Annotated in this window: 4 protein-coding genes; all 4 read right to left on the bottom strand. The window is 72.1% G+C overall.

Annotated elements, in window-relative coordinates; genetic code table 11:
• Nucleotides 1-24 precede the first annotated feature (24 nt).
• Complete coding sequence (locus E1283_RS31720; protein WP_132821623.1) at nucleotides 25-2,583, bottom strand: ABC transporter permease; 2,559 nt, start codon at nucleotides 2,581-2,583, stop codon at nucleotides 25-27.
• The gene (locus E1283_RS31715) at nucleotides 2,580-3,368 is read right to left on the bottom strand and encodes an ABC transporter ATP-binding protein (RefSeq protein ID WP_132821622.1); all 789 of its coding nucleotides are present in this window, start codon (nucleotides 3,366-3,368) and stop codon (nucleotides 2,580-2,582) included. The genes E1283_RS31720 and E1283_RS31715 overlap by 4 nt, the downstream gene beginning before the upstream one ends.
• Before the next feature lie 114 nt (nucleotides 3,369-3,482).
• Nucleotides 3,483-4,481 carry an ABC transporter ATP-binding protein gene (locus E1283_RS31710; RefSeq protein ID WP_243745243.1) on the bottom strand — a complete coding sequence of 333 codons (999 nt, stop codon included), beginning with the start codon at nucleotides 4,479-4,481 and terminating at the stop codon, nucleotides 3,483-3,485.
• Between the two features lie 18 nt (nucleotides 4,482-4,499).
• A partial coding sequence (locus tag E1283_RS31705; RefSeq protein WP_207930606.1) for an ABC-2 family transporter protein occupies nucleotides 4,500-4,868 on the bottom strand: 369 nt, incomplete at its 5' end.

Genomic DNA, 4,868 nt, shown 5'->3' with positions numbered 1-4,868 from the left:
CGCCCGCCCCCGGCGGCGACGTCGTCAGTCCGTCGCGATCGCCCGAAGAACCGGCAGGCGCCCGGCCCGGAACGCCGGCACCAGGGCCGCCGCCAACCCGACCACCGCCGACGCCCCCAGCACGCCCAGAATCGTCGGCCAGGGAATCTCCAGCACCGAGAACCCCGACAGCGCCAGCACCCGCTGCGCCGTCACGCCCCAGCACATCCCGAGCCCAAGACCCAGCAGCGCGCCGAACAGCGCGATGACGACCGACTCCAGGCGGATCATCCGCCGCAGCTGCCGCCGCGACAGGCCGATCGCCCGCATCAGGCCGATCTCCCGCGTCCGCTCCACCACCGACAGTGTCAGCGTGTTCACCACACCCAGGATCGCCACCACGATCGCCAGCGCCAGCAGCGCGTACACGATGTTCAGCAGCGCGCCGATCTCGTCCTCCAGCAGCTGCTTGTAGTCGGCCTGGTTGTTGACCTCGTACATCGGGAAGTCCCGCAGGTTCTCCTGGAGCGCCGTGTACGCCGCGTCCTCCCGGCCGTCCTCGGCCTTGGCGAAGAGCACCATGCTCGACGGCATCCGGTCCGCCGGCAGGTGGGCCCGGGCCGTGTCGAGGGACAGGTACATCGCGCCCTGGTCCAGGACCGTGTCCTCGGAGGTGATCGCGCCCAGCGTCAGCGTCGTCGTCTCGCCCCCCACGAAGCGCGCCGTCACCTCGTCGCCGACCGCCAGGCCGTGGTCCGTCGCGAAGGACTCCGGCACGGACAGGTGGTCGGGCCGGTACGCCGCCACCAACTCGCCCGACAGCGTCTCGGCCCGCAGGTCGTCCGCGTACGTCGGGTCGGCCGCGGCCACCGCCTCCTCCGTGGTCTCGCCGTCCGCCGTCGTCAACTCCACATTGACCGACGCGAGTTCCGTGACGTGCTCCAACCCCGGCGTCCCCCGCACCGCCGCCACCGCCTCCGGCGTGAACGCCTGCGACGACATCGAGTCCACGATGAAGTCCGCGCCCACCGTCCGGTCCAGCTGGTCGGAGGCCGAGGCGACCACCGATGAGCCGACCACCGAGAGCCCACCCACCAGCGCGAGGCCGATCATCAGCGCGCCCGCCGTGGCCCCGGTCCGCCGCGGGTTGCGCAACGCGTTGCGGCCGGCCATCCGGCCCACCGGGCCGAAGGCCCGCAGCACCACCGCGTTCACCGCCCGCACCACCACGCTCGCCAGCAGCGGCGCCACCACCACGGCACCGACCAGCGACGCCAGCAGCCCGAGCGCCAGCAGCGAAGCGGCCGCCGACGACCCATCCGCGGTCGCCGCCGCCACCAGCGCCGCCGCGCCCGCGCCGGAGAGCAGCAGCCCCACCGTCGCCCGCACCCGGCCGGCCCGGGCATCAGCCGGTGTACCGGCGTCCCGCAGCGCGGCCATCGGCGACACCCGCCCGGCCCGCCGCGCCGGCAGCCAGGCCGCGACCAGCGTCGTCACCACGCCCACCAGCAGCCCGGCCACCGGCACCGCCGCCGTCACCGTCAGCTGTGAGGTGTCCATGTTGATGCCGACCGCGTTCATCAGCGACATCAGGCCGACCGCGAGCCCGACGCCCGCGCCGATGCCCAGCACCGAGCCGATGACGCCGAGGAGCAGCGCCTCGATGAGCACCGACCGGTTGATCTGGCGGCGGCTGGAGCCGATGGCCCGCATCAGGCCGATCTCGCGGGTGCGCTGGGCGACCAGCATGGAGAAGGTGTTGACGATCAGGAAGATCCCGACCAGCACCGCGATCCCCGCGAAGCCCAGCATCGCGTAGCGCACCACGTCCAGGAAGCCGACCTCGTCGCGCAGCGCCTTCTCGCCCTCCGCCCGCGTCTCCACATGGAAGCCGTCCCCGAGCGCGGACACGATCCGCTGCCGCAGCTCGTCGTCCGAGACGCCGTCCGCCGCGACCACCTCGACGGTGCTGATCGTGTCGGCCGCGCCCAGCAGTTCCTCGGCCGCCACCGCCGGGTCGAGCAGCACGAACGCCGCGCCCGGGTTGGTGTCGCGGAACGAGGCGAGCCCGGTCACCTCGACCTCGACCCGGCCGGGGATCGCCACGATCTCCAGCCGGTCGCCGATCGCCACGTCCTCCCGCTCCGCCGTGTCCGCGTCGAGCAGCACCTCCCCGGGGCCCGAGGGCGCCCGGCCGTCGGCCAGGTCCATGGTCCGCTGGATCGCCGGTCCCCAGTCGGCGCCGAAGGTCGGGCCGCCCGAGCCCTCGACCTGCCCGCCGTCCGCGTCCACCAGGGTCAGGTGCTCCGTCATCACCTGGCCGTCCGCCGCCGCCACCCCGTCGACCGAGGCGACCCGCCCGGCCACGGCCGCCGGGATGGTGTCCGGCCGGCCCGTCTCCTGGGCGTGCTCCTCCTCGACCGGGCCCACCCGGACGTCCGAGGTCAGCGAGCCGAAGAAGCGGTCGAACGTCGTGTTCAGGGTCCCGGTGAACACGAGCGTCCCGCAGACGAACGCCACCGACAGCACGATCGCGAGACCCGAGAGGACCATCCGGCCCTTGTGCGCGAAGAAGCTACGCAACGAGATCCGCAGGACGCTCACGACACCCTCCCGCGGGCGTCGAAGCGACGCATCCGGTCGAGCACCAGCTCGGCCGTCGGCTCCGCCATGTCGTCGACCACCCGACCGTCCGCCAGGTACAGCACCCGGTCCGCGTAACCCGCCGCCACGGGGTCGTGGGTGACCATGACGATGGTTTGGCCGAGTTCGTCGACGGAGCGGCGGAGGAAGCCGAGGACTTCGGCGCCGGCGCGGGAGTCGAGGTTTCCGGTGGGTTCGTCGCCGAAGATGATCTCGGGTCGGGCGGCGAGGGCGCGGGCGACGGCGACGCGTTGTTGTTGGCCGCCGGAGAGTTGGTTGGGGCGGTGCTTGAGGCGGTCGGCGAGGCCGACGGTGGTGACGACGCGGTCGAGCCACTCGGTGTCGGCCTTGCGGCCGGCTATGTCCATCGGGAGGGTGATGTTCTCGATGGCGTTGAGGGTGGGCAGCAGGTTGAACGCCTGGAAGATGAAGCCGATGTGGTCGCGGCGCAGCTTGGTGAGCTTCTTGTCCTTCAGGCCGGTGATCTCCGTGGACCCGATCCAGATCCGCCCGCTGGAGACCGTGTCCAGACCCGCCAGACAGTGCATCAACGTCGACTTACCGGACCCCGAAGGCCCCATGATCGCCGTGAACTCGCCCCGCCGGACGTCGATGGTGACGCGGTCGAGCGCCACCACGCGCGTCTCCCCGGCGCCGTACGCCTTGACGACCCCCTCGGCCCGCGCGGCGACCGTCGCCACGGCCCCGGAACGTCCGGTGGAAGGAATCGGTACAGCCGTTGCCACGGTCGAACTCCTCTGCTGAAACTGTTCGTACTGCACCCGTTGGGTACGCGAAGAACAGTGCCGTTCAGCGGGGTGTCGGCACGATGGTGCACACGGCCGTATCGAGGGTGGGGCCTACCCCACCTTCTCGGCTCCTGCCGACCCCAGGGCGTACATCCGCGCGATCACGTCCTCGATGTCCGGCTCCCGCACCGACAGGTCGACCAGCGGATACCCCTCGGCCACCGCCGCCACCAGCGGCGCCGCGCTCGCCGAGGCCGGGAACGCCAGCCACTGCCGGGGCCCCTCCACCCGCACCGTGCGAGCCCCGGCCACCTCGATCGGCGGCAGCTCGCGCTCCAGGTCCACCACCAGCGTCCGCTCGCTCTCGCCCACCTGGTGCAGCCCGGCCAGCGCCCCGTCGTACATCAGTCGCCCGTGGTCGATCACCATCACCCGCGAGCACAACTGCTCGATGTCGGTCAGGTCGTGGGTGGTCAGCAGCACCGTCGTCCGCCGCTCCGCGTTCAGGTCACGCAGGAAGCCCCGCACCTTCGCCTTGCTGATCACGTCGAGCCCGATCGTCGGCTCGTCCAGGTACAGCACCTCGGGGTCGTGGAGCAACGCCGCCGCGATGTCCCCCCGCATCCGCTGTCCGAGCGACAGCTGCCGCACCGGCACGTCCAGCAGCGGTTCGAGGTCCAGCAGTTCCACGCAGCGGTCCAGGTTCTCCCGGAACCGCGCCTCGGGCACCCGGTACATCCGCCGCACCAGCGCGTACGAGTCACGCAGCGGCAGATCCCACCACAACGTCGTCCGCTGCCCGAACACCACCCCGATCCGCCGGGCGAGCCGCGTCCGCTCCCGCGAAGGGTCGATCCCGGCGACCCGCAGCCGGCCCCCGCTCGGCGTCAGGATCCCCGTCAACATCTTGATCGTGGTCGACTTCCCGGCCCCGTTCGGACCGATGTACCCCACCATCTCGCCGCGCGCCACCCGGAACGAGATCCCCCGGACCGCACGCACATCCTCCCGCACCCGCCGCAGCCGACCCGCCCGCCGCCGTACCCGGAACACCTTCTCCACGTCGGCGAGCTCGATCACCGCCTCCGCCTCCGCCACGTCCTCCGTCACCTTCCGACCCCTCTCGTCTCAACTTCCGGTACTGCGATAGCTCCGCATCGCCCCCCGCCAGGCCAGCGCCACCACCCCGCACATCGCCGCGGCCACCACGGGCGACAGGAAGTCCACCCAGCCGGGGAGCCCCAGCGGGTCGTCCCGCCCCAGCAGACGCAGCGCCGGCAGCCAGTTCACGAAGGCCAGCGGCACCACGAACGTCACCCCCTGCACCAGCTCCCGCCCGAAGATCGACGGCGGATACTGCAACAGCGCGTTCCCGCCGTACGTGAAGGCCGCCTGCACCTCGGCCGCGTCCTGCGCCCAGAACTGGAACACACCCCCCAGCGCGAACAGCGCCCCGAAGATCGCCGCCCCGCAGACCACCATCACCACCAGCAGCCC

Source organism: Streptomyces hainanensis (assembly GCF_004348415.1).
Lineage (GTDB): Bacteria > Actinomycetota > Actinomycetes > Streptomycetales > Streptomycetaceae > Streptomyces > Streptomyces hainanensis.
The sequence above is the reverse complement of the archived record's forward strand: the minus strand, read 5'-3'. Positions and strand labels throughout refer to the sequence as shown.